This is a genomic window from Caballeronia terrestris, assembly GCF_001544515.1.
Lineage (GTDB): Bacteria > Pseudomonadota > Gammaproteobacteria > Burkholderiales > Burkholderiaceae > Caballeronia > Caballeronia terrestris.
This window is the reverse complement of sequence record NZ_FCOL02000385.1, coordinates 1-1,475: the sequence shown is the minus strand read 5'-3', so window position 1 is coordinate 1,475 and position 1,475 is coordinate 1. Positions and strand designations below refer to the sequence as shown.

The 1,475-nt window shown below is 60.0% G+C and carries 1 protein-coding gene and 1 pseudogene; one reads left to right on the top strand and one right to left on the bottom strand.

The window, feature by feature from the left end:
* Positions 1 to 235, top strand: a pseudogene (locus tag AWB67_RS37625) (group II intron reverse transcriptase/maturase); the annotation flags it as partial.
* 238 nt (positions 236 to 473) lie between these two features.
* On the opposite strand, the gene AWB67_RS37620 reads toward AWB67_RS37625, so the two are convergent.
* Positions 474 to 1,475 (bottom strand): recombinase zinc ribbon domain-containing protein (locus AWB67_RS37620; protein WP_235025595.1); only part of this gene is annotated, 1,002 nt, incomplete at its 5' end.

Below are 1,475 nucleotides of genomic sequence, written 5' to 3'. Positions count from 1 at the left end.
CATTGCGAAGCGCACAGTATGGGAGGCATACCAGCAGGTCAAGGCCAACCGTGGGGCTGCAGGCATCGACGATGAAACTATTGCCGAGTTCGAGCAGAACCTGTTGAAGAATCTGTACAAGCTGTGGAACCGGATGTCGTCGGGATCATATCTCCCACCCCCGGTCAAGCAGGTGGAGATTCCCAAAGCATTGGGAGGCACGAGAAAGCTGGGTGTGCCGACGGTAATCTCATAATGCACCTCTCACAGTTGAGTGTAGGTATGTTGCCGCTGTAGATGCCCTGAAGTGCGCACCCAATCCTCTAGTTGCCGTTCCTTGGCGGCATCCAGCGTGACCCACCACGGGCCCCGCCCATCGAGCTTGCGGGCCTGGACTACCTGGCGCTCGATCCAGTAATACACGACGTGTGGACTGACTTGCAGCCGATGAGCGAGCTGCTGTACTGTGAGCTCGTCTGGCCGCTTGAAGCAGGTTACTTCAATTCGATACCGGTAGCGGATCCATTTGACCATTTCAAGCGTGAACGATTTGCCAGTAGAACTGCGTAAACCTTCCTGATTGAGGTGCGCCACGATTTGCCGGTCAGGCAGATGCTGCGATAGTTCACGCACCCGCTCGACGAACGCGGCGGGGTAAGCATCGCATCGGCAGCCGGCTTGGGCAAGTCCACGGTGATATCAGTACACGCGCTGCCCTGCCAGCGGATATGCAGCACCGCTTGTCTCGTGGCGGACCGTCTCTCGACCGTGATGTCCCGGATGAGCAGTCGCAACATGCGCTTGCGATCCTTCGCTGATGTGGTCGGCGCCCGCCAGAGGCGCGGCAGATTGCGCGCTAGCGCGAGGACTTGAGCTTTCTGTTCGGACGTGGCGACGAGTGCCTTCTGGTTCCGGAACCGGGCGGCTTCCGTCCTGATCGCCTCGAGGTGAAGCATCGCGTCATTCCAGCGCCGCTCGAGGGTACCCGCGACCAGACGGTTGGCCGGGTCGCATTCCTGGTAGCGACGTTCAGCGAGTGCGACCTCATACTCGGCGCGTTCGATGCGCATGTGCCACTGGCGCATGATGGCATGATCGCGTTGCTCGAGTTCGCTCAGGGCGGTCACGGCGAGCTCGAGTTCGGCTGGCTGCAGGGCGGTGAATACCGCCTCGCCAATTGCGTTGTCAAGTAGTTCGCTGCGCATGCTCATGCAATCGGTCGTCGCCAGCCCCTCGCGGCGGCGAGCACTGCATAAGTACAATGGATAAAGGCCGCCGTTACCTTGGTAGCGAACGGTCAACGCCCGACCACAGCAGCCGCATATCAGCAGTCCCTGAAGCAGCGCCAATCCTTCACGCGCCGCACCACTGAGCACGGTACCTTCGCCGTTGGTCCTGTTGTGCGCCAGGCGGTCCTGGTTGCGCTCAAATTCCTCCGGGGTGATATATCCATCATGATGGTCTGGCAGATGAACTCGCCACTCTGCCTTCGGAAC